Annotated in this window: 24 protein-coding genes and 1 pseudogene; 14 read left to right on the top strand and 11 right to left on the bottom strand. The window is 45.2% G+C overall.

Annotated elements, in window-relative coordinates; genetic code table 11:
* Window positions 1-161 precede the first annotated feature (161 nt).
* Both QUB39_RS16420 and QUB39_RS16415 read left to right on the top strand, forming a co-directional pair.
* Window positions 162-764, top strand: a complete 603-nt coding sequence (locus QUB39_RS16420; RefSeq protein WP_333209634.1) for an ATP-binding protein — start codon at window positions 162-164, stop codon at window positions 762-764.
* A gap of 290 nt (window positions 765-1,054) precedes the next feature.
* Entirely contained in the window at window positions 1,055-1,723 is a 669-nt protein-coding gene (locus QUB39_RS16415) for a response regulator transcription factor (RefSeq protein ID WP_333055369.1), read from the top strand.
* Window positions 1,724-1,743: 20 nt separating this feature from the next.
* Here QUB39_RS16415 and QUB39_RS16410 read toward each other — a convergent pair whose 3' ends face one another.
* Entirely contained in the window at window positions 1,744-2,148 is a 405-nt protein-coding gene (locus QUB39_RS16410; protein ID WP_333209632.1) for a gamma-glutamylcyclotransferase, read from the bottom strand.
* A 119-nt stretch (window positions 2,149-2,267) separates the two neighbouring features.
* Between QUB39_RS16410 and QUB39_RS16405 the strand changes: the two genes are divergently transcribed.
* Complete coding sequence (locus QUB39_RS16405; RefSeq protein ID WP_333209630.1) at window positions 2,268-2,867, top strand: glyoxalase-like domain protein; 600 nt, start codon at window positions 2,268-2,270, stop codon at window positions 2,865-2,867.
* A gap of 158 nt (window positions 2,868-3,025) precedes the next feature.
* On the opposite strand, the gene QUB39_RS16400 is transcribed toward QUB39_RS16405, so the two are convergent.
* The 6 genes from QUB39_RS16400 to QUB39_RS16375 all read right to left on the bottom strand — a co-directional run bounded on the left by QUB39_RS16400 (window position 3,026) and on the right by QUB39_RS16375 (window position 12,907).
* Window positions 3,026-4,303, bottom strand: coding sequence for a bifunctional sterol desaturase/short chain dehydrogenase (locus QUB39_RS16400; protein WP_333209666.1), 1,278 nt, complete (start codon window positions 4,301-4,303; stop codon window positions 3,026-3,028).
* A gap of 73 nt (window positions 4,304-4,376) precedes the next feature.
* On the bottom strand, window positions 4,377-5,000 hold the full coding sequence (locus QUB39_RS16395; protein WP_333209628.1) for a restriction endonuclease subunit R: 624 nt from the start codon (window positions 4,998-5,000) through the stop codon (window positions 4,377-4,379).
* 425 nt (window positions 5,001-5,425) lie between these two features.
* Window positions 5,426-7,069 (bottom strand): family 10 glycosylhydrolase, encoded by a 1,644-nt coding sequence (locus QUB39_RS16390; protein ID WP_333055315.1) that lies wholly within the window; start codon window positions 7,067-7,069, stop codon window positions 5,426-5,428.
* Between the two features lie 359 nt (window positions 7,070-7,428).
* The gene (gene psb27, locus QUB39_RS16385) at window positions 7,429-7,827 is read right to left on the bottom strand and encodes a photosystem II protein Psb27 (protein WP_333055314.1); all 399 of its coding nucleotides are present in this window, start codon (window positions 7,825-7,827) and stop codon (window positions 7,429-7,431) included.
* Between the two features lie 585 nt (window positions 7,828-8,412).
* Window positions 8,413-9,645 (bottom strand): AAA family ATPase, encoded by a 1,233-nt coding sequence (locus tag QUB39_RS16380; protein ID WP_333209625.1) that lies wholly within the window; start codon window positions 9,643-9,645, stop codon window positions 8,413-8,415.
* Between the two features lie 439 nt (window positions 9,646-10,084).
* Complete coding sequence (locus QUB39_RS16375) at window positions 10,085-12,907, bottom strand: cation-transporting P-type ATPase (RefSeq protein WP_333055312.1); 2,823 nt, start codon at window positions 12,905-12,907, stop codon at window positions 10,085-10,087.
* 1,280 nt (window positions 12,908-14,187) lie between these two features.
* Between QUB39_RS16375 and QUB39_RS16370 the strand changes: the two genes are divergently transcribed.
* The 8 genes from QUB39_RS16370 to QUB39_RS16335 all read left to right on the top strand — a co-directional run bounded on the left by QUB39_RS16370 (window position 14,188) and on the right by QUB39_RS16335 (window position 22,268).
* Window positions 14,188-14,706, top strand: coding sequence for a phycocyanin subunit beta (locus tag QUB39_RS16370; RefSeq protein ID WP_332948147.1), 519 nt, complete (start codon window positions 14,188-14,190; stop codon window positions 14,704-14,706).
* Between the two features lie 102 nt (window positions 14,707-14,808).
* Window positions 14,809-15,297, top strand: a complete 489-nt coding sequence (gene cpcA, locus QUB39_RS16365) for a phycocyanin subunit alpha (protein ID WP_006631256.1) — start codon at window positions 14,809-14,811, stop codon at window positions 15,295-15,297.
* Window positions 15,298-15,445: 148 nt separating this feature from the next.
* Entirely contained in the window at window positions 15,446-16,261 is an 816-nt protein-coding gene (locus tag QUB39_RS16360) for a phycobilisome linker polypeptide (RefSeq protein WP_333209623.1), read from the top strand.
* Window positions 16,262-16,454: 193 nt separating this feature from the next.
* On the top strand, window positions 16,455-17,324 hold the full coding sequence (locus QUB39_RS16355) for a phycobilisome linker polypeptide (protein ID WP_333209621.1): 870 nt from the start codon (window positions 16,455-16,457) through the stop codon (window positions 17,322-17,324).
* A gap of 172 nt (window positions 17,325-17,496) precedes the next feature.
* The gene (locus QUB39_RS16350; RefSeq protein WP_333055307.1) at window positions 17,497-17,769 is read left to right on the top strand and encodes a phycobilisome linker polypeptide; all 273 of its coding nucleotides are present in this window, start codon (window positions 17,497-17,499) and stop codon (window positions 17,767-17,769) included.
* 237 nt (window positions 17,770-18,006) lie between these two features.
* Window positions 18,007-18,846: a HEAT repeat domain-containing protein gene (locus QUB39_RS16345; RefSeq protein WP_333485104.1), complete on the top strand. Its 840-nt coding sequence runs from the start codon at window positions 18,007-18,009 to the stop codon at window positions 18,844-18,846.
* Between the two features lie 399 nt (window positions 18,847-19,245).
* Window positions 19,246-21,240 carry a hypothetical protein gene (locus QUB39_RS16340; RefSeq protein ID WP_333259989.1) on the top strand — a complete coding sequence of 665 codons (1,995 nt, stop codon included), beginning with the start codon at window positions 19,246-19,248 and terminating at the stop codon, window positions 21,238-21,240.
* Between the two features lie 401 nt (window positions 21,241-21,641).
* A complete protein-coding gene (locus tag QUB39_RS16335) occupies window positions 21,642-22,268 on the top strand; it encodes a HEAT repeat domain-containing protein (protein WP_333259992.1) in 627 nt (208 codons plus the stop codon).
* Here the strand turns inward: QUB39_RS16335 and QUB39_RS16330 are convergent.
* Window positions 22,257-22,550: a DUF2103 domain-containing protein gene (locus QUB39_RS16330; protein WP_333055302.1), complete on the bottom strand. Its 294-nt coding sequence runs from the start codon at window positions 22,548-22,550 to the stop codon at window positions 22,257-22,259. The genes QUB39_RS16335 and QUB39_RS16330 overlap by 12 nt on opposite strands.
* Before the next feature lie 100 nt (window positions 22,551-22,650).
* On the bottom strand, window positions 22,651-23,118 hold the full coding sequence (locus tag QUB39_RS16325) for a response regulator (RefSeq protein WP_333055301.1): 468 nt from the start codon (window positions 23,116-23,118) through the stop codon (window positions 22,651-22,653).
* Window positions 23,119-23,288: 170 nt separating this feature from the next.
* Here QUB39_RS16325 and QUB39_RS16320 point away from each other — a divergent pair, with 170 nt between their 5' ends.
* Window positions 23,289-24,248, top strand: coding sequence for an Rpn family recombination-promoting nuclease/putative transposase (locus QUB39_RS16320; protein WP_333055300.1), 960 nt, complete (start codon window positions 23,289-23,291; stop codon window positions 24,246-24,248).
* A gap of 119 nt (window positions 24,249-24,367) precedes the next feature.
* Window positions 24,368-24,694 (top strand): antibiotic biosynthesis monooxygenase, encoded by a 327-nt coding sequence (locus tag QUB39_RS16315; protein ID WP_333055299.1) that lies wholly within the window; start codon window positions 24,368-24,370, stop codon window positions 24,692-24,694.
* On the opposite strand, the gene cas6 is transcribed toward QUB39_RS16315, so the two are convergent.
* Together cas6 and QUB39_RS16305 are read right to left on the bottom strand one after the other, a co-directional pair.
* Complete coding sequence (gene cas6 / locus QUB39_RS16310) at window positions 24,695-25,576, bottom strand: CRISPR-associated endoribonuclease Cas6 (RefSeq protein WP_333055298.1); 882 nt, start codon at window positions 25,574-25,576, stop codon at window positions 24,695-24,697.
* A gap of 280 nt (window positions 25,577-25,856) precedes the next feature.
* Window positions 25,857-26,267: pseudogene (locus QUB39_RS16305) on the bottom strand (class I fructose-bisphosphate aldolase); the annotation flags it as partial.
* Window positions 26,268-26,346: 79 nt separating this feature from the next.
* On the opposite strand from QUB39_RS16305, the gene QUB39_RS16300 reads away from it, so the two are divergent.
* The coding region (locus tag QUB39_RS16300; RefSeq protein ID WP_333057251.1) for an ISAs1 family transposase at window positions 26,347-26,857 on the top strand (511 nt) is incomplete at its 3' end.

Raw genomic sequence — 26,857 nt, 5'->3', positions numbered from 1 at the left:
CAGTTTAGCGATCGCAAACTGAGTTTGTCAAGACCTGAGCAAAAAAGAGAAAATGATCAGGACAACAACTGCACGGCCTACGCGAAAAGTCAGGCATAAATCATGCAAACTTAATCGTTCCGAATGCCACTCTCTTTTTTAGGTAAAAAAGTACACATTAAATGATGACAAAGGATAGCACCATGATAGATAACATAGATGAAATTCCGTCAGGTGGGATAGGTATAAAAATTATTGGCAAAATTGCCGATGAGCTAAGTTATACCCGCACTTCTGACGGCAGAAACTGTCTGTTCATTGTAAAATATTATCAGCAGCCTGGTATAGTACCATCCCAAGACAGTATTCAAGATGGTTTTTTTAAGCGGGCGATAGATGTTTTAACCAGCTTTAATTTTTGGTTTCAAAAGCAACGACTTCCGCAATCACAGCCAAGTTCTAACCAGCAAGTTAAAAAAATTAGCCTTCACATAAATACTGATATCAAGGCTGTTGCTCAAGTTTTATCGTGGGTTGATACAGTTTTTTTAGATCCTCTACCAATCATTCCCCTAGTCGTTTTGCATCAGTGTAAACTTGCTGTGATTGAAGGGTTTACGAATGCTGTTCGCCACGCTCACAAAAATCTGCCATTAGAAACTCGGATAGAGATTGAAATAAGGGTATTTAACGAACACCTAGAAGTAAAAATTTGGGATTGGGGAGAGCCTTTTGACTTCCAAGCGAAGTTGAAAGAAGAATTGCCAGAAAAAAGTCTGTATTAGTTGGAACGACCTGGGATTTTCGCTTCACTAAAGCTGTTCTTTAATTGCCCGGTTGAAATTGACAAAAGAAAGAAACTTTTTGGTGATGACTACTGATACTACTCCCAAGATTCTCGTTGTGGATGATGACCGAAAGCATCCAGGATACAAGCCCCCGGATTCATCAGTCCAGAAATAAAAAACCTGTATTCGATGAAACTTGCCGAACGTATTTATCTCGCGCAAGTCAATGCTTCAATGCTTCAATTCTAAAATCTAAAATCTAAAATCTAAAATCGAGTGACTCATCCATCCGCACTCTAGTTCATCGCTTTTTAAATCAGAAATATCAAGTAGATTCGGCAGCAGATGGCGAGACGGCTTTAACATTGTTTGAGAAATTAAAGCCACTGCTAGTCGTTCTTGATTGGAATTTGCCGGATACTACAGGCTATCACCTCTGCCAGGAAATGCAGCGCCGTACTAATGTTTTTGTGATTATGCTAAGCAGCCGCACAGACGAAGGTGATAAAATTAAAGTCCTGTCTGCAGGTGCTGATGACTATATCTGCAAACCCTTTGGTTTGGCGGAGTTGGCAATTCGTATAGAAGTTGTGTTGAGACGGATGAGGCCTGTCACTTCATCACGTATTGTATTCGATCAGTTCGCGATCGATTCAGCGCGTCGGGAAGCAACACTCAACGATCGCACTATCAAGTTAACAGCCTTGGAATTTAATATTTTGTATTTTTTGGCTAGTCATTCCAATCAATCTTGGAGTCGCCAACAGCTAATCGAAAAAATCTGGGGGTGGAACTGCAACGACACAGGAGAAGAGAACGTTGTTAGCGTACATATCGGTCAGATTCGCAAGAAAATGATTCAAGTTGATGCTAATGCGTCGCAGTTTATTAAAACAATTCGGGGTTACGGTTACAGGTTCGAGCCGCCGAATCGCACTGCAAGGGCTATTTCCTAAGCTCATCGGCATTAACCACTTTATTTGGTGAAAAACCGATTTTCCCACCTGCCGTGGGGCAGCCAGATGCCTCCTAGGGAACGGACGCGATCGGGTAACATGAAGTATGCCCAAGCCGTGCCTAAAGGTTTGAGGTGTCGATCGAAGATTTCAATTTCCTGCCGTTGATATTCGTTTTGTGTCGGTTCCCGCAGCGGATGATAGTCTTCCAATCGGTCTAAATCGTCCAAAATAGCCGAATTTGCGAAACAGAGGAGAAAACCGCAGACTGTGCCATCTCCGGCCATCATCGCAGGATAGCCGATCGGCAGCGCAAAAAGTTGACCGCGGGCGATCGCGGGGCAAGCATCCACAACTTTTCCTTCGCAGTAGCGGAGGTAGTTGCACTCCCCGGGTTTGAGAGTGCCATAGACAAAGACTTTCATCGGGTAGGGCCTAACCGCTAGTTTTTGCTAACATAGATGGCTAAGCTAATAGTTTAAGTCTCGCGGGCGATCGCGACTGCAATCTTGATAAATTTCGTTGTTTACCTTTCTTATAATTCATGACTCTAGCAGTTAGTTTTATTGCTTTTGGACTTCGGCCTTTGTACTTGAGCTCTTTTTTGCCGTTCCTGCCCCTTGACAGCTTGTTTTCGACTCAAGGGATTATGGTGATGCTGCTGGCCGCCTATGCGGGGGCGATGTGGATGTTTCTCACCAGTGCTCCGAAGGTACACACGGTGATGGTATCGGATCTCGGACAAGCGAGGGAGTTCTATGAAGGTATGCTAAACCTGCCCGTAGCAGAAGTGCCACTGCACTACTACTACAATTACGAGCAAACTTTGGGCACAACAGGTATTGATCCGCTGTATTTGTCGCCGAATGTCGGGAGGGCAGCGAGCTCTCAAACGATGGGGAGTCCCGATGGTTTGTGGTATCAGTTGATGAAAAATACCCAACTGCACATTATTAGCGGGGCCGGTGCAGGGGAAAAAAATCGTCCGCGTCACGTTTGTTTCGATCGCGATTGTTTGGATCAGCTATTGATGAGGGTACAAACTCGCGGCATTAGTTATAAAATTCGCCGGGAAAAGCCGCTGAATTTTTTGGTCAAGGATTACGATGGCCGCGTGATTGAAATGGCTGAGGTTAGTAATTAAATAAGACTCAGCGGTTAAAAGCTATCCTACACAAACTTTGGTCACGGCAGAGAGCGACTAAAGAATAAAAGGGGTATTAAAGCCGAATTTGGTATTACATCCCAAGTTAGAACCAAGTTAGAAACCCGGTTTATCTAAAAAACCGGGTTTCTTTTTTGTCAATTAATCTTAGATTCAACGCTAGATTTTTCCGATGTCGCCACTGCTTTAATCTCTGAAATCGCTTTCCGGCTGAAAATTTGGAAGTAGAGGGAAACAAAAAACTCTTTGACTGGAAAAACGATAAAAGTCAAAGGATTAATTGTCACGATGATATTGCGGGCATCAGCTTTAGCTTGTTTGACAACTTGCTGCGCTACCCAGTCGGGAGACATGATGCCGATCGGGTTTAAGTTGCTTTTAAACGGCCCTAAAATCAGTTTGCGAACGATGCAGGGTGCGTCTAGCCGGCGCAGGGTGACTAAATCTCCCAGGGCGCGCTTGCTGAGTTCGTACAGGGGACTGACAGCGGGAATTACTTCTGCTTCGGAAGTGTTGATCCAGACTTCTTTGCAAGCGATGTTTTCGTTAGTGCGGACTGTTAAGAAAAAGAGTTCCATCAGCCGCCACGCGGAAAAAGTGTTAATTTCGTATGAGTTTGCGATCGCCTCTCCTGTTCTTTCTCCCTGTACGTTAATCCCGTGATTAATGACGAGAATATCGATTTTTTCTAACAATAGGGCTAAGTCTGCCTCTTGGCCAGCTTGCCAAGTTACGGTTTTTACAGGTAAATTTTCGCCGTCTACATCCAAAGTAATTTCCTCATTTCCCGATGAGAGGGCGATCACTTTTGCACCAGCTTTGTGCAGGTGTTTGAGTAGCAAACGTCCTAAAGTTCCCGATGCACCGGTGACGGCTACAGTTTTGCCTTTGAGAGAAAGTGCTGTACCCATAAGTTTATCTATTAAGGTGAAAGTACCGCAATAGTAAGCATTTTGATTGTCGAAGTGATGCCGCCAGTGATAAGGTTTATTAACTAACCACTTGCCAGGGGGAGTAAGGAAGTCTCCCGGTTGGTGGGTGATGTCTGTTAATTCGTCTGCGCCTTTGATGCCGCACCCGCGGGCGATCGCGCTCAACAAAAAGCCTAAAGTATAAATACAACCGGCTGCTGCACCCCAGTGATATTCCGGCAGCCCAAAATAAGCTACAACCCACAGCAACAAGCCTAAAACCATCATCGCCGCACCTTCGGGCACGTCGTGACGCCAGTGTGCTTGCTTGTAAATTGTCTCGCTGACGGGGGTCAAATTCGGGCGGAAAACGCGGTGATGCCAAGTGTGCAGCTTTTGCAGCGGTGCCCAATAATGGGACACGACGTGATAAAAGTCTCGTATTATTTCTGCCCAGCAGACAGAAGCTATTGCCACAGCGCCGACTATCCAGTAATTTACCATGCTCACATTAGTTTGAAATTTGAGATATTAGAGATTGTCTGTTTTGAAAGATAACTCAAAATGGCTTTTATTGCTAGTCTGGCAGTTGACTCAGGCGTTTTAAAATCAGCAAAACGCGGTACAATTCATTGCCGGAATTGGAAATAACAAATTCAGCCGATCGCGCATACTGGGGAGTTTCGCCTCTAACTAACTTGACAAAATTGAAGTTAGCACCTGTGGAAATAATTCCAAAAGTAGGATTTTCTGGGTTCGGATATGCCAGCATATATGTCAGGAGTTGTGCGATTGCTTCGTCTGTTGAAAACGAAAGTTGTTTGGATTCTATTACTGTCACCCACAAGTTTGCTTTCATAATTAAAATATCTATTCTGCCTTCGATGATTCTGCCTTCGTCTTCCTCTTGAATTGCGATCGACTTTTCGGCTTTGACTTGAAAAGGAGACTCATACAGACCGGCAATAAACAAAATGGGGCTGATGATTGTTAGCTTGACTGCATTTTCCAATACAGGCGGGTTGTCTACCAAGTTGAAGTATATGTCTTGGACGCGATCGAGCAATTGTTTTTCTGAGTCGGTTACTTCGGGTAAGTTTTCTTGCCATTCTCGGAAAAATTCGCTGTTGCGAACTCGCTGTAAACCGAAGTTATCGATTAGATAGCGGAGGTTGATATCTCTTGCTTGTACTTTTTGCATTATGATTAAGCAAGGCTTTTATGGTTATTAATAAGTTTAGCAGAATTTGGATTTTTAACCGCAGATGAACGCAAATGAACGCAGATGAAATTCTGAGTAAGTTAATTTGGCCCAGATGTCTGTTCATTGGGATTTGCGATCGGCAATTCGCTGTTTTTGTCCCGCTTGCATTTCCAGCAATTTTTGAACAATCTCATTATGCCTGATTGTTCAGCTAGCTTAAAAGTTGGGTAAATTATTTTTTTTGCAAAAGGTCGATCGCACTCAATCAATACTGAGGCAAAAACCGGGTTTTTTTAGGCAAATCAATCGTGGTTCGCAGCCGATTCCGATAGAAAAACCCGGTTTATTGATCCAAAATCTACGCTTTTAGGCTCCGCAACCATAAAACAAGATGATGACACCCTTTTCGTCCAGGAATATATCTACAATCGGCAAGTTTGCCGCGCCCTTTCATCCTCCGGTTCTTGCCACCCAAAAGCAAAATGACTTACCGCATTAATTTGCGGAGTCGCCGAGCGAATTGCCGCCATTTGAATCTCCAAAGACGGTCGATTTTTGAGAGGTTTTCCCCAATCTCCAGCAATGGCAGGAATGATTTTTGCTCCCGGAGGCGCTAAACTTACAGTCCGCTGCACTTGTGGGACAATGCAGCTTACATCCCCGCAATTTCCGTAAGACATGGCGTGGAATTCTACGGCAGCCGGAAAGCTGTCCCAAGGCTGCAATCTCGAATCATATCCCCCTTGATTTATCGCTTGATTTGCAGTAGGAAAAAACACTGCTCCTACAGGAATTCCCATCCTTTGAGCTGGCTGAATAGCTAGTCCAAAAAAATCTAAAATCCCTTGAACGGCGTGAGCAACACTCAGTTTCCACAGGTCTTTTTGCAGAGTGCCGGTATCGGGAAGCCGCGGTGTCGGTTTTGGTGTGGGAGTTGCAGGGTTTGGCTTGTTAGGGGCGGGATTTGTTGAGGCCGATCTTGATGCGGCATTCTGGCTTCTAGAAGGTGGAGTTGCTACTGACATCGCCTGCGGAATTCGACCCTGCCAAAGAGGTTCTCGCTCAGTTGGATACTGTTTGACTACTGCTTGAACGTCATTAGGATTGATAAATCCCTTAGTCAAATATCGCTGAATTAAATCTCGCCCTTGCTGATTGCTAGCCCGCTGCAAAAGAACTTGCTGCGATGCTGGGCCGTAAATCCACAAGTCTTGAACTTTGGTAGCAACTGAAGCGGGCCCGATGCCCCTTAGATAGCGAATGTAGTCGAATAACATTCCTTGGGGCTTGCGCTTGACTATTTGATTTACTAACAAAGTATAGTCTTGCCGTGCTTGTGGGTTGTACGGATCGATAAAGGCTTGATTGCCCGGAACTTCTCCGAAGTCCTGGTTAATTGCTGCGTCTTCGCTTACTATTAAACTTGTCTGATTTTTACCGTTGATAGCGAGGGTTTGCTGTCTGTCTGGACGCTGAGCATAGCTATAGCCAAAGTTCATGGTAAATAACCAGGCGTAAACTTTTAAACCTCGTTGTTTGCCTTTGGCGATCGCCCTTTCTAACAAGTCGTATTTCTCGTAACCGCGATTTCTCACAACAGAAGGCCAAGCCGTAGGATTGTCTGCAACTGGGAGAAGCACTTGACCATCGTAAAACACTTCGACATAGACTTGGTTGTAGCCTTTATTCACAACTTTGTCTAATACTCGATCGAGTTCTCCGGGTCTGACATCGCAGGGATACAAACGCAGCCAAACTGCTTGGGTTTCGGGCCAAGTTTTTTTACGGCATTCTGCTATTTCCCGCGCGTGTTTGTTCAAAACAGCAAAATATGCTTGCTGAGATTCCCGTTTTCCCGACAGCGCGGCGCGGCGCAAGTCTTCTTTTTGATTGACCTGTTCTGGGGATAATTGGCAATAGGCTGATGTTTGGGCAAAAGCTGGTTGATTTCCGATAAACGGCCAAACAAGCTGGCTGATGATGCTACTGGTTAAAACAGCAGTTACCGCACTTAAAAAGCGTCGCTGGTGTTGAAAATTCGCGATGCGAGTTGGTGCAATTTTCATGGGAGAATTGAATGGGGTTTTCTGGTTTAAATTGGGTGGCTATCGCATTTTTGCGATCGCGCTCCACAAGCAGCTACAAATTTTCTACTTTTTTCTGTTGACTTAGTTATGGCACAAGTCGATCGCACAGTGCAAATTCTATCTGGCGGCTATTTAAATTCAATAAAGGCGATCGGGTAAGACAAGACTCCGCGATTAAACGGTTTTGCAGTATTTTTTCCCTAACTGCTGCATAAAAAAGCGCCTGAATACAGTGGGCGCTAAAAGCAGTTGATATTTCTACTAAAAATTGTTAACACTCAAATATCAAGGATGAAAGATGAATTAGTGAAATTTATCCTCGATCCTAAATTTTGAGATTAAGCTCCTCTGTTAAGAGCAGCTTCTACTTGCTGAAATTCTGACTCAAGACGCTTTTTCAATTTTTCAGGAACGGGACGGTTTGGATAGGAACTGTAATGTCCGGCCAAAGAGTTTAATGCCGTCCGCATTGTCGTGAAAGAGGCCAGCTTGGTAAGAGCGGGATCGCGGCGGTATTCAGCAAAAAAATCGTTGATACTCGTGCGAGCCTTGGCTTGAGCGGCTGCTTTTTCCGGCGTGCCCTCTGGCAAAGTGAGCGCTGTTCTCAAGCTGTTCACTAATGCTAATGTGTCTTGGCCATAATCTCCACTCAGAGTGGCGGGAACATTGGTACAGCCCGCTACGCCGATGACAACAACTAATACCAGGGCTAACAGACGGGAAATGTAATGCTTCATAAAAAATTCGGTAAGTGGGAAACTCAGTCACGAAGAGTGCTGAGAGGGAAACGACTCGGCGGTTGAAACCGGCGTGAATCTTTCCATTACCGCCTTGGGATTGCTAGATTCGGTGTACTTTTGTAGTGTACTTTCGATGGGACAATTACCATCTCAAACTTCGCAACCCTGTACGCATAATGTTCGCTCTTTTATGAGCCTCCCTTTCGGGGTAATGTTAGCTTCGACAAAGTTAACGGCCGGTACTATATCTAGGACACTGATTTAACCCAATAAGTCTGTTTAATCCTAAATTTCTAGAGCAAGGAACTAGCTTCGCATCCCTTGGTAGGTCTTTAAACTCTTACCGTTAACGTAGTACGCGAGGTACTTAGTCTGGTCAACTGTGGTTTAAGTCTTAGGCTAGAAGCCCAGTGTCTTTAGACCTGGGTCGTTGACAAGGTTTACAAAAATGGAAGCGAAAGCGGTAATCAAAATTAACCTTTATCCTATCTCGAATTGAGGTAATAATGCCACTTTCTACTTTTTTTTGTTCTCATACCATGAAACAGAAAATTTGTCAATCTAAAATCTAAAATCTAAAATCTAAAATCGATTGATTTGTCCGGCAACGACGGAGAGAATTTGGGTTTGTCGCAGCCACTGAGCATCAAAAGCGCCTAGGTGAGTTGTAGTAATCAGAGTTTGAAATCGTTCTTGAATTGTTTCTAAAAGTTGATTTTGGCGGCTCAGATCGAGTTCTGCAAGTACGTCGTCGAGCAACAGTAAAGGCGCTTCGCCGACGACTTCTTCAATAAGCTGCAGTTCGGCTAATTTTAATGCTAATACCAGAGTTCGCTGCTGACCTTGGGATGCGTATTGACGAGCTGGGGTATTGTTAATGGTAAATGTAATGTCGTCGCGGTGGGGGCCGACTAAAGTGGTTCCTTGAAACTGTTCTGCGATCGCCCTTTTTTGAATTTTCTCTAAAAATGCTTGCCGCACTCCTTCGAGATTGTCTTTAGCGATAAATTCTGAACTTACTTCAATATTAGCATCGTATTTCACATCTAAAATTTCTGCTGAACCGCTAATTGAACGGTGCCAATTTCGAGCTAAAGGCATCAAACGCTCCAAAATTCGATCGCGCCTGCGGATAACGCGAGCGCCCGCTGTCGCCAACTGCGCGTCCCACAAAGCTAATTCTGAACTGGGAATGGGGAATTGGGAATTGGGAATTGGTAAGTCTTCTGTATTTTCTGGTTCGGGACTTTCGGGTGCAATAAATCGCATCTTGTCAAAACTGTCGGAAAATTCCGCTTTCCTGATTTCTTTAGAACGTTTCAACAGAGCGTTTCGCTGGCGCAAAATTTGGTTGTACTGCTGCAAAATGTGAGCGTAAATCGGTTCTAACTGGATGACTAGGCGATCGATCCAATTACGCCTTCCTTCGGGCCCGCCCCGCACTAAGTCCAAATCCAAACAAGAAAATTGCACTACATTTAAGACGCTCAAAAAGTCTAAATGGCGGCGCAGCGGTTCACCGTTGAGCTTCAGTGTCCGACGCGCCCCTGAGCGAAGAGTTAAAGCTAAGTCGATCGCTCCGGTTTGACGTTCGAGTGTAGCATCAATTTGCCCGATCGGCTTTGAGTCGAGTATTAAATCGCGATCGCGCCCTACCCGGTGGCTTTTTAGTGTAGAAAGCAACTCTACCGCTTCTAATAAGTTAGATTTTCCTTGAGCGTTATTTCCTACTAAAATTGTTTTGGGAGCGTCAAACGCTACCTTTTGATCGAAGTAGTTCCGAAACTGCCGTAGGTGCAGCGTTTTCAAATACATAATATTAGTAATTGGTAATCGATAATTGGTAATCGGTAATTGGTAATTGTAATACAGTCATCGTAGGGCGAACATTAAGGGTTGGTAGCCGTGAGCCTTTACGATGGCGATTTTCGCCGAACGTTGCATTCGTAATGACATTATAACGAACTAATAAATGTTTAATTGTGACACAATCTATTTAGTTTTCGTAGCAATGACTTTCGCTGTGAGCCAGGGGTTTCAACCCTGGCGGATCTTCTTGAAAATAAGCTGTTACACATTTAAACCAATAACGATAGAGGTAGGGTGCGTCATCCGCGAACACTGGCGGGATATGGGAAATACTTATGTACGATCCGCACCCTACTATCCTCTTTTAAATGCCCAACAGCTTAGTACCCAATCGAGCGCTCTAGCTAATAATCAAACTTAGCTCACTATCCGTCAGCCGTTAACACTATTTCCTAGATTTGTTGTAAAAGCGCACAAACAGTTTTTCCATTTCAATCCAGACAAACATCAGAGCGCTGAAACCGAAGCAAACTAGCAATTCAAAAGGCGACAAATAGTGAGTGCCGAAAAATGCTCTCAGTGGCGGAACATAAATCAGCATTAATTGCAAAGCAGTAGTAACAATCACAGCTCCCCAAACAAAAATATTAGTCAAGGGATTTAACTCGATAGTTAGCTGAGTGTTAGACCGAATTGCGATCGCGTGACCCATTTGTGCCAAACAAAGAGTTGTAAACACCATTGTTTTCCAAGCATCTGGATTGCCGTGTCCGGGAGAGTGAGTATATCCGTAAGCCCAGGACATCATTGCGATCGTCAAAATTGCAAAAATAATCCCGATCCGAATCATGTAAGAACCCAAACCCCGCGCAAAAATACTTTCTCGCGGACTGAAAGGAGGCCTTTTCATCACGTTCGGTTCCCCCGGTTCCACCGCCAAAGCCAAAGCGGGAACGCCGTCTGTTACTAAGTTCATCCACAAAATTTGCAGCGGCGTCAGCGGCACTCCTCCCAAACCCATTAAAGGTGCGGCCGCAATTGTCAAAACTTCGCCGATGTTGCTGCCCAAAATGTATTTAATAAAGCGGCGAATATTGCTATAAACCACTCGCCCTTCTTCAGCGGCGGCGACAATAGTTGCGAAGTTGTCGTCGAGGAGCACCATATCGCTAGCTTCTTTGCTGACATCGGTGCCGGTAATCCCCATGGCGATGCCGATATCGGCTTGTTTCAAGGCGGGGGCGTCGTTAACGCCGTCGCCGGTCATGGCGACAAATTTGCCCCAACTTTGCAAAGCTTGGACAATCCGCAATTTGTGTTCTGGGGAGACGCGGGCGTAAACGCTAACCTGTTCGACTTGCTGTTTGAGTTCTTCTTGGCTGAGCTTTTCTAATTCTTGACCGGTGAGAACTCGATCGCCCTCTGTTGCAATACCTAAATCGTAGGCGATGGCTTTTGCAGTCAACTGGTGGTCTCCTGTAATCATCACCACCCGAATGCCAGCATTGCGGCACTTAACCACAGCTTCCCGCACTTCCGGCCGCGGGGCGTCCAGCATACTGACGAGTCCCAGCCAAATCATGTCTTGTTCGCTAATTTCCTCAGAACCTTCGGGCGGCAGGCTTTCCCAGAGTTTGTACGCAAACCCGAGGACTCGCAAACCGCCGCTTGCCATGTTGTTGTTTTCGACGAGGATGCGATCGCGCATTTCCTGGGTTAAAGGTTGTACTCGATCGCCGACTATAATGCCTTTGCAGCGCTCCAAAGTCAACTCTGGAGAACCTTTGGTCAGCATCAAATAATTCGACTGCTGTCCTGTTTCTGCGGGAAATCCCGAATGTCCTGATCGGCCGGGCACTTCGCAAATCACGCTCATCCGCTTGCGTTCGGAAGAAAAAGGAAATTCCGCCGTCCGCGGCAGCAATTGAGACTGTTTTTCCTTATAAATGCCTGCTTTTCCCGCTACACAAAGCAGAGCTCCTTCTGTGGGGTCGCCTAAAATCTGCCATTCTTGTTTTTCTTGTTGCAATACTGCGTCGTTGCAAACTGCACAGGCAATTAATAAAGATTCGAGTTCTGGATATTCCTCTAAATTATTAATTTTGGCCGCTGTCAGGCGATCGGTAAAATCTCCGATCGGGGCATAGCCATCCCCTGCGACGGCGACAGTGCAGTCGCCCGTAGACACTAGCTGAACTACCATTTTATTTTGAGTCAGAGTACCTGTTTTGTCAGAACAAATGGTAGTTACCGAACCCAAAGTTTCTACCGCAGGGAGTTTGCGAATCAGGGCGTTTCGCTTCACCATCCGCCTAGTTCCGAGTGCCAGAGTAACTGTCACGACTGCTGCGAGTCCTTCGGGAACCACAGCCACAGCCATGCTTAGAGAAACTTCTAACAACTCTTCAAACCTGCTGGTATCGAACCCGATGCCGCCGTTTTGGAAGGTAATCATGCCGCCGATGACGACAATTGCGACTAAGGTTAGGGCACCGGAGACTAGAACATTTCCTAACTGGCTCATCCGCTGTTGCAGGGGAGTCGGTTCGGTTTCTACTGACTGAAGCATGGTGGCAATTTTGCCCAGTTCAGTTTTCATTCCGGTGTTGGTGACGATCGCCTTTGCTCGTCCCTGAACAACTTCTGTGCCCTGAAAAATCAGGTTGAGTCGATCGCCCAAGGAAGCATCTTCTGGAAGTTCTAGATCGGCTTGCTTGGTTACTGCTAGGGCTTCTCCTGTCAAAGCAGATTCTCTGACTTGCAGATTTGATGTTTCGATCAAGCGTGCGTCTGCTGCTATTTTTACCCCAGCCTCCAACAGCATTACGTCTCCGGGTACGAGTTCCTTGGCGGCTATTTCCGAAGTTTTGCCGTCCCGCAGGACTCTGACTAGGGGGGAAGCGAGGTTTTTGAGGGCTGCGAGGGCTTTTTCAGCACTTTGCTCTTGGAAATAGCCGAGAATGCCGTTGAGTATGACGATCGCAAAAATGGCGATCGCATCTTTGGGAAAAGTATTCGACCTGATGTCCAAAAAACCCGAAATCACGGCCACACCCATCAGCATCAACAACATGATGTTGGTGAACTGATCGACAAAAATCGACCACGGACTGCGGCCTCCTGTTTCTTCGAGTTCGTTGGGGCCGTATTGCTGCAAGCGTTCTGACACCTGTTTGCTGCTCAAGCCAGCGTCTTTGTTGCTGCTTAGCTGCTGGAGAGTTTGGTCAATTGCTACGGTGTGCCAAGAAGAGGGAGAATTTGAAGACATAAATTACGATCGAGCATGGGGGATAAAGGTGGTTGCGGCCGGACAGCTACAGCCGATCCATCTGGCTGATTACAGAGAGAGAGTTTTGAGTTCTGAATAAAAAACTGTTTAACTTGCTACTCGTTTTGGGCGCTTCGATGCCGGGGAAGCAAAAAGCTTTTAACTTCAATGCGTCTGGTGGCTCGATCGCGCCGTTTGTAGACCTACGGCTGTTTTCGTATAGTAAACGAATTCTTGTAAACTCTTAGAAGATAGCGGTAGACATTGGCAGTATGTAATAGGATAGGCTACCGTTTAAAACCAGCGCCGAAGCATCGGACTAAGCGAAAAAGTTTCGTAGTAAGCGTAACGGCTCAGCCCCCAAAAACGTAACGCATTGAATAGCGCTTTCAATATTTTGTTGAAAGCTTTGAGAGATACCTCCCTATTAGGGATCGCTAAAAGCGATGCCCGATCTGCCATACACAGTATATCGAGGCGCAATCCTGGATTTACCGGGTTAAATGTATCTGATAGCACCTATCCACCTTACTACTAAAAATTAGCAATTTCTTCGGCTTTTACCCAATGCCCAACGGCTGAGTTTACTCTTCAAATGGTGATATTTCCGGCAAAAGCTGAGGCTCTGGCGAGGGGCTTCACAATCTTGGGGATTTTTCCCACACCGAATTTTGCAGGCCTCCTGACATTGGGCAGAATTTTTGGTTTTTTCCCTGTTCCCCCAGCCTTCTATTACCAAAACTTTAATTTACTTAACACTTCTTAACAATCCCGCTTTTCCACAGAAAGCTAACAAAGGCGATCGGCCCACGAGAGGGTTCGGGGCGGTTCAACCGCGACTGCTGGGGCGAGGGAAGCAAACTGTGCGTTGGGTTGTGCAACCCCGCATCTATCGCAGGAAGGAGATTAGCCTGCACTTCTCCACCCAGACATTTCCCTTCTTAGAGAGATAACTTTCTGTAATAATTTGTAATAAACAAAGATGGGCGGGCGTTGTATAAAGATTATCAGAGGGTTGAAACGACAGGCCAAAGTTAACAAAAACACTGATTGACAAGGTTTGTCGCATCTCATAAAAGATGTTAAAATTTCTAAGGTTTCTTAAACGTCCGTTACGATGTAACAATAGTGCAGGTAGCGGAAAGGGAAAACTCGATCGGACCAGCAGATTAGCTGGCATCAAATTTCAACCCTTGCAGGCACTCGTAGCCTGAACAAATTTAACTTAACGGTTTTATACCGCAACCAAACTCAATTAACTCAAGTAGGAGAGTTCTTTCATGTTTGACGCATTTACAAAAGTGGTTTCCCAATCTGACGCTCGGGGCGAATTTCTAGCTCAGGGTCAACTAGATGCTCTCAGCAGCATGGTTTCCGACGCCAACAAGCGGATTGATGCAGTAAACCGCATCACCGGCAACGCATCCAGCATCGTAGCCAATGCAGCTCGCACCCTGTTCGCCGAACAGCCACAACTGATCGCTCCTGGTGGCAATGCGTACACCAACCGCCGCATGGCAGCTTGCTTGCGCGATATGGAAATCATCTTGCGCTACGTCACCTATGCAACATTTGCAGGCGACGCCAGCGTTTTGGACGACCGCTGCTTGAACGGTCTGCGTGAAACATACCAAGCTCTGGGAGTTCCCGGTGGCTCAGTTGCAGCCGGTGTGCAAAAAATGAAGGAAGCAGCAATTGCGATCGCTAACGACCCCAACGGTGTTACCCGTGGTGATTGTAGCTCGCTAATGTCTGAAATCGGCAGCTACTTCGACCGCGCAGCTAGTGCAGTCGGCTAAAAATAGCCAAGCGAACCTTTCTTGTAAAGAAGCGAGCATCGCATTTTTGCAAACAATCATTTTTGTACAAAAACAACACAACATTAGGGAGAAACCAGAACAATGAAAACCCCTTTGACTGAAGCAGTAACCGCAGCCGATTCTCAAGGCCGTTTCCTGAGCAGCACTGAACTGCAAGTCGCCTTCGGCCGTTTCCGCCAAGCAGCAGCAGGTTTGGAAGCAGCCAAAGCGTTGACCGCCAACTCTCAGCGTTTGATCGACGGTGCAGCTCAAGCTGTGTACAACAAATTCCCGTACACGCAACAAATGCAAGGCCCGAACTACGCTTCTACCCCAACAGGTAAAGCCAAGTGTTCTCGCGACATCGGCTACTACCTGCGGATGGTAACATACTGCTTAGTTGCAGGTGGCACAGGTCCGATGGACGAGTACCTGATTGCAGGTGTTGACGAAATCAACCGGACATTTGAATTGTCTCCTAGCTGGTACGTTGAAGCTCTCAAGTACATCAAAGGCAACCACGGTCTCAGTGGCGACGCTGCAACTGAAGCGAATTCCTACATCGACTACGCAATCAACGCTCTGAGCTAGATTTGCGTGATGCCCGGGATTGTAAGCTGCTGTTAGCTTAAGTGTTAGCGGTTGTTTACAATTCCGGGCATCTGCGATCCAAGCCTAGTTTTGCAAATACTTTTTTAAGCAGTTTTCAATTTTTACAGCAAAAAAGGAAGAAGCGAAGATGGCGGGACTAGCAGCTGCAGAACGGTTGGGAATAAAAGCATTTGAAGAAGCGGGACGGGTAGAACTGCGCCCCCACTGGACGCAAGAGGATGCGAAAGCAGTAATTCGCGCTGCTTACAGCCAAGTTTTAGGCAACGAGTATTTAATGTCGAGCGAACGACTTACCAGTGCTGAATCTCTGCTGCTGCAAGGGCAGATTTCAGTGAAAGATTTTGTGCGGTCAATTGCACATTCCGAAACCTATCGGAAAAAGTTTTTTTATCCGAACTCGCAAACGCGGTTAATTGAGCTTAATTATAAGCATTTGTTGGGCCGCGCTCCTTACGACGAGTCGGAAATTGCTTTCCACGTTGATTTGTACAATGCAGAAGGCTACGAAGCTGAAATTAATTCTTACATTGACTCCGTTGAGTATGAAGAAAATTTTGGCGAAAGTGTAGTGCCTTACTATCGCGGTTTCGCGACTCAAAGAGGTCAAAAAACCGTCGGTTTTAACCGGATGTTTCAACTGTACCGGGGTTTTGCTTCCAGCGATCGATCGCAAAACCAAACCCAAGCCCGGCTGACTTGGGAAGTAGCGAGAAATATGGCTTCGCCGATATACACGGCCTCCACCGGAAAAGCCCTTGGCGGCACATCCGGCGGTTCTCGCGACCAACTCTACCGAGTCACCGCAATGCAAGGTGCGGGTAATTTTCTGCCCCAAGTGCGGCGGACTACTACCGAATATCTCGTGCCTTACGAGCAACTTTCGAGCCGCTTGCAGCAAATCAACAAACGTGGCGGCAAAGTGGTAAGTATTACCACAGCTTAAAGTTTGTGTATTGACGTTTTTGTGAAACGTCTTTAGCAAATTAGGACTAAGGCTAAAAAATTATTCAATTTTATATGTATAGGTAAGGTGTGCAGTGCACACCCTACTTTGAGGCATATTATCCTTAGTCCTAAAAATTTCAAGTGCAACGAAGCATAAAACTTTTGTCATTAATAATTTAGGAGAAAATCTGGTGGCGATTACAACAGCAGCGTCCAGACTGGGCACATCCGCATTGAGCGATGCGCCGAAGGTAGAATTGCGCCCGAACTACACCAAAGACGACGTTGAAACGGTGATTCGTGCCGTTTACCGTCAGGTGCTCGGCAACGACTATTTAATGAAATCCGAGCGACTTACAAGTTCCGAGTCTTTGCTGCGAGACGGCAGTTTGAGTGTACGAGAATTTGTACGCGCTGTAGCTAAGTCAGAACTGTACAAAACCAAGTTTTTCTACAACAGCTTCCAAACTCGGACGATCGAACTAAACTACAAACACTTGCTCGGTCGCGCTACCTACGACGAATCTGAAGTAATTGAGCACTTAGATTTGTACCAAACAAAAGGCTACGACGCTGATATTGATTCTTACATCGATTCAGTAGAGTATCAAGAAAACTTCGGCGAAAGTATCGTCCCTTACTACCGCGGCTTTAACACCCAGCGCGGTCAAAAAACCGTCGGTTTTACCCGGATGTTCCGGTTGTATCGGGGCTATGCAAACAGCGATACATCTCAGCTAGAAGGCAATATCTCTCGCTTAGCTGTCGAACTCGGCACTAACACCGCTACGGCTGTAGTTGGGCCTTCTGGCGGTAACGAAGGTTGGGCATATCGGCCTTCCGCCAGAAACGTAACTCCCGCCAGCACTTTCGGCGGTGCGGCAGCTTACGGCAAAGAAGGGCGGCTGGTGCGCGTGGAAGTTTCGGGCATTCGCACGGGCGGATATCCCAGCGTGCGCCGCAGCAGCAAGGCTTTCATCGTACCTGTTGAGGAGTTGTCCTCGCAAATGCAGAAATTTCAACGCATGGGCGCGAAAATCGCCAGCATTACTCCAATTTAGTTGTTAGTCATCAGTCATTAGTCATTAGATAATTAGTTTCTGCGTAAGGTGCGAGGTGCACGGAAACCTACATAATTAGGTTCTGCGTAAATTCTGAACTAGAGACTAAGGACTAAGGACTAAGGACTAAGGACTAAGGACTACTGACCAATTACCAATTACCAAGAAGCTTATGTTGGGTCAAATTGTAGCTGGAAAAAGTGGCAATACAGCTTCGGCTAGTCGCTGCTTTCGGTATGAAGTTGTCGGCTTGCGCCAAAGCGATGAAACAGATAATGTGGATTATTCGATTCGATCGAGCGCGAGTACATTTATCACTGTGCCTTACAATCGGATGAATCAAGAAATGCAGCGGATTACTCGCATGGGCGGGAAAATTGTCAGCATTCATCCTTTAAACGCGGGTGCAGAATCATCCCATGAATCATCCCACGATCACCAATAGTTTGGTTGCAGGGGCGATGAAAATCGCTCCGACACAAGCTAGAAGGGGCGATGAAAATCGCTCCTAGACAAACTTTCGTCCACTCCAAGCGGACTAAGAGTTAATGTAACCCGCCCCGGCGGGTTTTGTCTGTTTAGTAGCGATTTTAATCGGCCAGTTTCCCTAACCCTTGCAGGTTTTTTCTGGATAGCAGCCATTTCAAGAGCCGAATAACTAATAACTAATAACTAATAACTAATGACTATGAATTATTACGAATCCGACTCACCGCCGGCGGGTGTAGCTGAGGGCGAGTCTTTAACTGTTGAACAGGCGATCGCAAATTTGCACTCCCAAGATTACAGTCTCCGGTATTATGCTGCTTGGTGGGTGGGCAGATTTCGAGTCAAGGAACCGGCAGCTATTGCAGCTTTAATTGCCGCATTGGAAGAAGAGTCAGAACAAACGAAAATCGGCGACTATTCCCTATTGCGAAATGCGGCGCGGGCCCTGGGTAAATTGGGCGACAAACAAGCCTTACCTGCCCTGATTCGTTGTTTGGAATGCGCCGATTATTACGTGCGGGAAGCGGCAGCTCAAGCTCTAGAAATGCTGGGCTATCGCGATTCTATTGAGCCGCTAATGAACCTATTGGATGGGGGCGTAGTTGTTGCTGTGCGAGTACCAGGAAAATCGCACCTCGTGCAACCTTACGACTCGGTAATTGAAGCTTTGGGAACGCTGCAAGCGACAGAAGCAATACCGCTAATTTCACCTTTTTTAGAACATTCTGTGGAGCGGGTGCAGTACGCTGCGGCGCGGGCGATGTATCAGCTAACTGGTGAGCGGGTTTACGGAGAGCGGTTGGTAAGTGCTTTGAATGGGGATAATTTGCAGTTGAGGCGATCGGCTTTGATGGACTTGGGGGCGATCGGCTATTTGCCGGGAGCGCAAGCTATTTCTGAGACTTTAGCAGAAAATAGCCTGAAATTGATTGCGCTCAAAGGAGTTTTGGAGCATCACCTCAATCAACAAGAATCTCTATCTTTGTCAGATGAAGCTATCCGCGTTATGGATTTAATGGATAGTTTACTTTGAAAAATTAGTTCACAACTAAAATAGGATTGCTGTAGAGATTCTCAATAGTCTGCCGTACATTCAATAGACAGCACATTTCAGGACACAGCGCCGTGCTGTTTCCCTACCGCATATCTGTATTTCATGGAGTTGAGAACTGCTATTTTCTCGCTTTTATCCCGGTGAACCGATGGCTGATGATTTGATGGAATAAGAAACGAGGCTTTAAGTATTAATTATTATAAATTTCAGTGAAAATACTGAGGTTTGTAGCTGTAGTTGGTGAAACCGAACTGTTAAAATAATATTACCATCTGGATGAGTTTTCAGTTAAAAAAGTTTGGGTTTTGACTGCGGGCGATCGCGGAATGCTGGGAGATGGTTGTGTAGCGACTAGAAGTATAAATCGGGGGATTCATCATGAGCAACGATCCTTTTGAAGTCCAGGTGCAACATTTTGCAGCGCTTAAGTCCAAGTATCAAGCAACAAAATATGAAGATTCATCTCCTTGTAGTCTTCTGTATCTCATTCTGCGAAAAGCTGATTTAGAATGTGCAATTACCGACTTCGAGTGGGATTGGTTACTAAACCAAGAGCTTTTGGAAACAATAAAAGCTATCGAGCAAGAGCCACTACATAAGGCTGAAGAACGAACAAAACTAGATGCTAATTTTTCTCAACTCAAGTCTAAGTTCAAAGTAGCCAGACATCGCGATTTACGGCTATCCAGTCCTTTGTATCCTATCCTTTGGAAACTTGACTCAGAAAATCAGCTAACTGACTTAGAAGTTAAATACCTGCAACAACAGGGGCTTACTGAAACAGTTGCTATCGTTCAAGAGATGGCGCGATTTGCTGCACTAAAGGCTAAGTACCAAGCAACTGAATACCCAGATTGTTCACTTGATAGCCCCTTGTATCAAATTCTCAAGCAACTGGATGCACGAGAAATATTAAGTGATGTAGAGGCTAACTGGCTGTTCAATAACCAACTGGTTGATACTCTAGAAATTTTTTGGCAACAAAAAGCTGTACGGGAAGCTAAGTTTGCCCAACTCAAGGATAAGTACAAAGCTAGTGAATACCCAGAAACATCTGTATCAAGTCCGTTGTATCCCATCCTGAAAAATCTTGAGGCAGATCGGCAGTTGAGCGAGTCAGAACTTAACTGGCTAGAAGAGCATCAACTTAGCGAAACGCTTAGCATTGTTTTGGAGATTGAACAGAAACGACACTTTGCTGAACTGAAAGTTAAGTATAAAGCTACTACTTATGAGGATTCATCGCTCTCTAGCCATCTGTATAAAGTTCTCAAGAAAATTGATTTAGACAATCCGCTAGGTGAGCAGGATATTAACTTTCTGAAAAAGCGTAAACTGACCGAGACAATTACTCTGGCGCTTGACAAATATGCTGCTAGTCTCAAGTCCAAAATTCAATCTGGAGAGCCGTTGAGTGAGGCTGATTTTGATTGGGTGAAACAGAATGGACGTGATGATGTAATTACTTTTGCCCAAGACAAATATGCTGCTAGTCTGAAATCCAAAATCCAATCGGGAGAGCATTTAAGTGAGGCTGATATTGATTGGCTAAAACAGAATGGATATGAAGACGTAATTACTTTTGCCCAAGAAAAGGAATTTGCTGCTCTGAAGTCTAAGTATGATGTCTCGAACTATAAAGATAAGACACCTTCTAGTCCGTTATACGTAATTCTGCAAAAACTGGATAAAGGAGAGCGACTGGAACCAACAGATGTTGCTTGGCTTGAGGAGAATAAAATTGAAGCATCTCAACCCAGCTATAGCTATTATGGGTGGCAGGAAGAACGCCGATATCAAGGGCAGAGACTGTTCTCTGGCAAGATTTTTACAGGTTACCACAAAATCGAAGCACTTTTTTATGAACAGCAGTACAAAGGCACTGGAAATAAATGGAACTTGGCTAATGCCAGCAGTCATTGGCGGAAGGCAGAGCAACCGAGAAGTGCATTGAACCTGACAGAAAATCTGGACTTAGACAAAATTAAAGAAAATAAGCTCAAGTCCGCTTTGCTAACAACTAGGGGCGGTGCTTTTCGAGATATTAATAAACTAGATGATACCGAAAAATGTGCGCTAAAAGCTATTGAGTATCAGCCTCAGAGTCATCATCCTTACACTTTGATGGGAGCTATTTGTTTTGAGCGGGGTCAATTTTTAGAGGGTGAGCGTTGGTTTAATGAGGCAATTAAACGCGGTGCTTCACCCAGAGATCAGGATGCGGAAATGAAGCGGGTTGTCAAAAATGCTAAAAATGGGAAGCGTCGGGAAGTTGTGGAATATCTGCTGAAAAAAGATCCGCAGCGCTATGCTTGGGCTAAGGCTTATCGGAAGCGCGAAGGCGGTGAGGATGCACAGCGCAAGAATTCCTAGCGCGGGTATCGAGTCGAGTTTTTTGCGGATTCGACTCTTTAACTAAGGATCGCGAATTAAATAACTTACAATTTTAATTGTTATTGTGGGATGGGCGTCCCGCCCGTCCTTTTTGGAGGGGCGGGACGCCCATCCCACAATCTTGTGGAAGTTATTTAATTCTCATTCCTCAGACTGTCCTACTTCGAGTAGGGTAAGCTTTTCAAGTCGATCGCCGCGCCTCACGCACGCTGCAAAAAGTTCGATCGCGCGATCGACCCAACCTACAATTACAATATAGCCATCCTAAATCATTTGTAAATTTCTTACTCCCTCCCCTTGATAAGGGGAGGGTTGGGGTGGGGTCAAAAATTTACGACCCAACCTACAATTACAATAGTCACGGTAAAGCTTACAAATAAATGGCATTAGAACTAATTCAGGCTGTCGAAAAAGCAGATTCTTCCGAAGGCTTGTTAAATGCGGTCAAAGCACTGGCGGCGACTCCCTCAACACAAGCAATTCCTACCTTAATTACAGTCCTCGGTTACAACAACCCAGGCGCCGCTGTTGCCGCCGTTGACGGGCTGATTCAACTCGGAGAAGCTGCCGTGCTGCCGCTTCTAGAACAGCTTGACGGCTACAATTACGGGGCGAGAGCTTGGGCTGTTCGGGCTTTGGCGGGAATTGGCGACCCCAGGGGTTTGGAGATTTTGCTCGATGCAGGGGCGAATGACTTTGCTTTGAGCGTGCGGCGGGCGGCGGTTAGGGGTTTGGGGACGATTTGCTGGGAATTGATGCCGGCAGAACAAATTGCAGATGCTCAACTTCGCGCTGTGAAAACGCTACTGCAAGCGTCCCGAGATCCAGAATGGGTGGTGCGCTACGCAGCAGCGGGGGGTTTGCAAGCTTTGGCGGGTGCTGCGACTGTTAAACCGGATTGGTTAGCGGAAGTTTCGGCCCGACTTGAGGAAATCACCCAAAGCGATGAAACTACTTCAGTTAGGGCTCGGGCTTTGCTTGCTAAGGAAAAATTGTCACTTGGGTAGGGTTTGGGCGATCGTCTCTTCCAAGTCCCCTTGAGTGAGAGTGGTTAATATAAAGACTTCTTGTACGGTTTTGCCCTGTCTGGCGATGATTTTAAATCCCCCGCGGATGGGTACTGACACTCTTAATGTCATGCGGGGGATGTGTCCTTTAACTTTGTTGATGACGCCGGGAGTGACTGTTTGAATGCCCATTTTTAGGGTGAGGCGCTCTAAAATTGGTATCAAACCGGGAAGGTGGGTAGAGTGATTCCAAACTAGGCGGCCTTTGGGTTGTGCGTTCATAAATATTTAACCAAATTCAACATACCCAGTCTAAGCCACCCCTGGGGGGAACCAATTTGAAATTCCCTCAACTTATGTATCAATAACGTTACTGTGCGTGTTATTGCGAGCAAACCGAGGCAATCTCAAACCGAGATTTTTGATGGCTGGCGCGCAAGCTGAGATTTGATGGTGCAGAATTGTCCTGTACTTTTTGATGTTGTGGGTTGCTAACTGTCGGTTTTTCTAGTTGAGTGGCGATCGCCGCGAGCATTTCTGCTAGGCTGCAAGGTTTCTGGAGATAGCCGTCTGCTTTGAGTTCCAGGGCTTTTTCCATTTCGGAGGCTGTCATAAAAATAAACGGAATGCTGGCGGTTGCAGGGTGCGATCGCACGGCTGCGAATACTTCAAAACCGTTTAGCTCTGGCATCATGACATCTGACAAAATTAAATCTGGAATTTGGGCTGCTAACTCGATACCGACTTTTCCATTTTCAGCACCCACAGCTTCAAAACCGCGCGATTGCAGAAGTTCTAATACGGTTTCTCGAATTAAGTTATTGTCTTCAATTACTAATATTTTGGTCATTTTTGTTACTTTTATGTTGGTTTTATTTTTACTTGTATGTTAAATTTATATCACCCGTATTTTCCTAAATTCAAGTGGGCTATTGCAGCTACCCAGTTTTCGCAGCCCCGAAGCGATCGCACTAGCTCAAAATTTTTCATAAATCAATAAAACAGTTCGGGAAAAATATCATGAAATTTATCAGCCCTAAAACAGACTTTGCCTTCAAAAAAATCTTTGGTTCCACCGACAGCCAAGACATCCTCATCAGCTTCTTAAATGCTCTAATTTACGCCGGTGAGCCAATCATCCAAGACTTGCAAATTATTGACCCTTACTCGGCTGCTACCGTTAGCGGACTCAAAGATAGTTATTTGGATGTCAAAGCTCGAATTACGGGCAACAAGACGGTAATTATTGAAATGCAAGTTCTGAATGTAGCCGCTTTTGAAAAACGAGTCGTCTACAACCTAGCCAAAACCTATGCCAACCAACTCAAAATCAGAGAAGGTTATCCTAGATTAAAACCAGTAATTGCTTTGACGATCACTGATTTTGAAATGTTTAAAGAACAACCTGATGTTATTTCTCATTTTGTGTTCAAGGAAAAAGAGAAACTATTTGATTATCCCCATCTCCAAGTTGAAATGTTTTTTGTGGAATTGCCGAAGTTCAAAAAAGAGTTAGATGAACTCACAAGTTTGACTGATAAATGGATTTATTTTATGAAGCACACTCCCGATCTAGAAACAATCCCAGCCACAATGGAAACAGTTCCAGAACTAGAAAAAGCTTTTCAAATTGCCAATGAAGCTAACTTAAGCTTGAAAGAGTTCCAGGATATGGAAGCCCAAGAAGCGGCGATCGAAGAACAGCGGGGAATAGTTTCTAGAGGTATAGAAGAAGGTTTGGAGCGAGCTAGGGCTCAATTGATGCAAGAAGGCCGTCAAGCAGGGATGCAAGAAGGGATTAGAGCAGGCCAAAGAGCATTAATTCTGCGTCTGCTGGAGCGACGTGTAGGAGCCGTAAATCCCGATGTAGTTTCGCGGATTGGGGAATTATCGGTTGAGCAATTAGAGAGTTTGGTGGAGGAGGTAGTCGGATTTTCTAGTTTATCCGATTTAATGGTTTGGTTGGATAGAGCAGAATAAGAGAGAGAGCGCTGTGAGGTTTTTTTAGGTCGATCGACTTATAAACAGCCATATTCACAAATTTCGGGCGATCGGGTAAAATATAACTTAGTGTATCGCTATTAAGTGAGGAAAAAGATATGTCAGAATTTCTAGACTTTCTCCGACATCAGTTTGCCTACGTTGCCATTGGCGAATTTAAACCAGGAAAATTTGAAGCTGCAGAGCAACTTTTTGAAAAAGCCGTTGCAACTTATGCCACAGGTTTTAAGGGAGCATACCTGCTGCAATTGCCCAATACAGACAAAGGTATTGCCATCATTTTTTGGGAAAGCGTAGAAGATATGGCAGCCAATCAAAGCGAAGCTTATCAGGAAATATTGAAGCAGATGGCGCCTTTGTTTGCGAAAATACCAGACACTGATGTTTATGAAATTGTTAGTGAAATTCAGCCAAAAAGTGAATGATTAAAAAACCTGCAATCGGCGCGTCATTCCCATGCCCATCGGCGTCTTTCGCCCGACTCCGCTGTAAAGCGCAAAATCTGCTAAAGTGTTAATTTGCTTGATAGTAGCAGGAGCTATATCTCCCATAATTCGGTAACTAATATCGCCGACGCAGCCAATAAATTTACTGCGAGAATCCGTACTAACTTCTGTTCTGATATCGAAGAAACTGGGAAAAATAGCTTCTGTGAAAGTAGGTTCGATCGCCATCCGGCTGTACTTGTTCCAGCGATTCGCTAAACTGCCAAAAATACTCTCACGAGTGGGCATAGCACTATCGTAGACACCTTGCCGAAAATTAGTAGGAGTGCAAAAACTAAAAGCTATTTGGCGCTCAGTTTCCGAAGCTCTCTCGAACAATTCGGTGTAACTACAAAAGTTTACCCACGGCTGGTTGGATTGCGGTTCCCTCAAAATATTAGTAATGTATATATTTGTCGGGCCCAGATGCCAGGGGCGAGCGAAATTAAGTTGCTGCCAAAGTTGAGTTAGGCGATCGAACAAACCGTCATCCAGCAGAGAAATTCGCCACCAAATCGGCGTATTTTCCTGAATAGCTTGCTTGTGTTCCCACTGTAGGGCCGGAGATATTGTGCGGGAAGCCGGAGGCAAAACTCTCTTTTGTGGCTGGGGCGTGCTGCTTTTGTAAGCCTCTTTTCTGCTTACTTGAAAAGGGCTTAAAGTGAAAGCTTTTTCATGAGATTGATCGTGCAGGTACGCGCTCAAATCGCTGTCTACAGCACTCACAAGATTCAAAAACAAAGCGTGGAGATGTCGCCCCGTTAAAAACTGGGATGGAATTGGTGCAACTGGCAGCAGGTTTAAAACAAGGCTGTGCGGCATTTTTAAATTCTATACTGTGTCTCTATATATTTTCAGCTCGTATTAATATTACAGCTAAGTTGGCACTTAGGAATGAGAATTAAATAACTTCCACAAGTTTGTGGGATGGGCGTCCCGCCCATCCCACAATAACAATTAAAATTGTAAGTTATTTAATTCGCGATCCTTAGATTAAAGAATTTTAATCACGTAAGGTGCACACTCTGCACCTTACGTTGAGGGGGATTTGTACGCCTAGTGCACCCTAGGTTTAGGTGGTGATATTGAGTGCGGGAAATTTTTAGGCGATCGAGATTTCAGGCGACAAATAAACATCTTGAATGGCGTGGAACAATTTTACGCCTTCTTCAAAGGGACGCTGAAAAGTTTTGCGACCGGAAATTAAGCCGCAGCCGCCAGCCCGCTTGTTAATTACCGCCGTGCGAATTGCTTCTGCAAAATCGCTTTTACCGGAAGCACCGCCGGAGTTAATTAAACCCATCCTTCCCGCATAACAGTTGAGCACTTGATAGCGAGTTAGATCGATCGGGTGATCCGTTGTCAAATCCGAATAAACGCGCTTGTCGGTTTTGCCGTAAGTCTTGTCGCTTGCTTTAGCAACAGCTTCGTAACCGTTGTTGCATTCGGGCAATTTCTGCTTGATAATGTCAGCTTGAATTGTCACTCCCAAGTGATTTGCTTGCCAGGGTAAACGCATCTTAATTTCAACCTCAAACATGATAAGATGAAGTGTTTAGCTAAATCAAGTGCGTAATTGATAGGTGCGATCGATGGCGAAAGGGTTTACTTCGACTTTAACTTCCCAACAAAAAACAATAGGTGTATCGAATCCGACAGACTTATTGAACGTTAGTTTTTTAAACCATTTTGAGACCTTGACCGATCCAAGAATAGAAAGAAGTAAAGAGCATTTACTAATAGATATTGTAGCCATTGCGATTCTAGCTGTCATTAGCGGTGCGGATGGATGGGGGGCAATAGAACTCTATGGAAAAACTAAATATGAATGGCTAAAAGGTTTTCTAGAACTGCCGAATGGAATTCCTTCTCATGATACATTTAGTCGAGTATTTGCTCGAATTGAACCGAAGCAGTTTCAAGAGTGTTTTTTGAGTTGGGTAAATTCAATTACCAAAAAATTGGAGCTAGAAGTCATAGCCATTGATGGCAAAACAATGAAACAATCTTATGACCGGAATCACAGCCAAAAACCATTGCATATAGTCAGTGCATGGTCTTCATCCCATCAATTAGTTTTAGGGCAAAAAAAAGTCAATAAGA

It is taken from the genome of Microcoleus sp. AT8-B5, assembly GCF_036705565.1.
In the GTDB taxonomy this organism is placed as follows: Bacteria; Cyanobacteriota; Cyanobacteriia; order Cyanobacteriales; family Microcoleaceae; genus Microcoleus.
Note: the sequence above shows the minus strand (reverse complement) of the source record. Positions and strands in the feature narration are given on the sequence as shown.

What these genes read in the sequence shown, in the direction of transcription:
- QUB39_RS16420 (WP_333209634.1), top strand. Translation starts at nt 162, where the DNA reads ATGATGACAAAGGATAGCACCATGATAGATAACATAGATGAAATTCCG.
- QUB39_RS16410 (WP_333209632.1), bottom strand. Translation starts at nt 2,148, where the DNA reads ATGAAAGTCTTTGTCTATGGCACTCTCAAACCCGGGGAGTGCAACTAC.
- QUB39_RS16405 (WP_333209630.1), top strand. Translation starts at nt 2,268, where the DNA reads ATGACTCTAGCAGTTAGTTTTATTGCTTTTGGACTTCGGCCTTTGTAC.
- QUB39_RS16400 (WP_333209666.1), bottom strand. Translation starts at nt 4,303, where the DNA reads ATGGTAAATTACTGGATAGTCGGCGCTGTGGCAATAGCTTCTGTCTGC.
- QUB39_RS16395 (WP_333209628.1), bottom strand. Translation starts at nt 5,000, where the DNA reads ATGCAAAAAGTACAAGCAAGAGATATCAACCTCCGCTATCTAATCGAT.
- QUB39_RS16390 (WP_333055315.1), bottom strand. Translation starts at nt 7,069, where the DNA reads ATGAAAATTGCACCAACTCGCATCGCGAATTTTCAACACCAGCGACGC.
- psb27 (WP_333055314.1), bottom strand. Translation starts at nt 7,827, where the DNA reads ATGAAGCATTACATTTCCCGTCTGTTAGCCCTGGTATTAGTTGTTGTC.
- QUB39_RS16380 (WP_333209625.1), bottom strand. Translation starts at nt 9,645, where the DNA reads ATGTATTTGAAAACGCTGCACCTACGGCAGTTTCGGAACTACTTCGAT.
- QUB39_RS16375 (WP_333055312.1), bottom strand. Translation starts at nt 12,907, where the DNA reads ATGTCTTCAAATTCTCCCTCTTCTTGGCACACCGTAGCAATTGACCAA.
- QUB39_RS16370 (WP_332948147.1), top strand. Translation starts at nt 14,188, where the DNA reads ATGTTTGACGCATTTACAAAAGTGGTTTCCCAATCTGACGCTCGGGGC.
- cpcA (WP_006631256.1), top strand. Translation starts at nt 14,809, where the DNA reads ATGAAAACCCCTTTGACTGAAGCAGTAACCGCAGCCGATTCTCAAGGC.
- QUB39_RS16360 (WP_333209623.1), top strand. Translation starts at nt 15,446, where the DNA reads ATGGCGGGACTAGCAGCTGCAGAACGGTTGGGAATAAAAGCATTTGAA.
- QUB39_RS16350 (WP_333055307.1), top strand. Translation starts at nt 17,497, where the DNA reads ATGTTGGGTCAAATTGTAGCTGGAAAAAGTGGCAATACAGCTTCGGCT.
- QUB39_RS16345 (WP_333485104.1), top strand. Translation starts at nt 18,007, where the DNA reads ATGACTATGAATTATTACGAATCCGACTCACCGCCGGCGGGTGTAGCT.
- QUB39_RS16340 (WP_333259989.1), top strand. Translation starts at nt 19,246, where the DNA reads ATGAGCAACGATCCTTTTGAAGTCCAGGTGCAACATTTTGCAGCGCTT.
- QUB39_RS16335 (WP_333259992.1), top strand. Translation starts at nt 21,642, where the DNA reads ATGGCATTAGAACTAATTCAGGCTGTCGAAAAAGCAGATTCTTCCGAA.
- QUB39_RS16330 (WP_333055302.1), bottom strand. Translation starts at nt 22,550, where the DNA reads ATGAACGCACAACCCAAAGGCCGCCTAGTTTGGAATCACTCTACCCAC.
- QUB39_RS16325 (WP_333055301.1), bottom strand. Translation starts at nt 23,118, where the DNA reads ATGACCAAAATATTAGTAATTGAAGACAATAACTTAATTCGAGAAACC.
- QUB39_RS16320 (WP_333055300.1), top strand. Translation starts at nt 23,289, where the DNA reads ATGAAATTTATCAGCCCTAAAACAGACTTTGCCTTCAAAAAAATCTTT.
- QUB39_RS16315 (WP_333055299.1), top strand. Translation starts at nt 24,368, where the DNA reads ATGTCAGAATTTCTAGACTTTCTCCGACATCAGTTTGCCTACGTTGCC.
- cas6 (WP_333055298.1), bottom strand. Translation starts at nt 25,576, where the DNA reads ATGCCGCACAGCCTTGTTTTAAACCTGCTGCCAGTTGCACCAATTCCA.